The sequence below is a fragment of the Ideonella azotifigens genome, from assembly GCF_006519715.1.
GTDB lineage: Bacteria > Pseudomonadota > Gammaproteobacteria > Burkholderiales > Burkholderiaceae_C > Ideonella > Ideonella azotifigens.
On sequence record NZ_VIDT01001214.1, the window covers coordinates 1 to 392 of the forward strand.

Below are 392 nucleotides of genomic sequence, written 5' to 3' on the forward strand. Positions count from 1 at the left end.
ACGCCCAGGCTGCGCAGCTGGCGCGCCAGGCGGTTGGCCTGCGCGTTGAGTTCGGCGTAGCTCAGCGAGGCACCCTCGTAGACCACGGCGGTGCGCTCGGGGCTGCGTTGCACCTGGGCTTCGAAGAGCTGGTGCAGGGTGTTGCTGCCAGGGGCCACCCGCGGGTAGACGGTGGCGGTGTCGTTGAAGCCGTGCAGCAGTTGCTGGCGCTCGGCTGCGCCCAGCATCGGCAGCTCGCCCACCGGGCGCTCGGGATCTTCCACGATGGCCCGCAGCAGCTGCGTGAAGTGGCCGGCCATGCGCTCGATGGTCGCGGCCTCGAACAGGTCGGTGTTGTACTCCAGCTCGCCGTGCAGGCCTTGCGGGTCTTCGGTCAGCGTCAGCGTCAGGTC

At 69.9% G+C, this 392-nt stretch carries 1 protein-coding gene; it reads right to left on the minus strand.

The features are described from left to right. Positions 1-392 (minus strand): condensation domain-containing protein (locus FKP22_RS31665; RefSeq protein ID WP_141292104.1); only part of this gene is annotated, 392 nt, incomplete at both ends.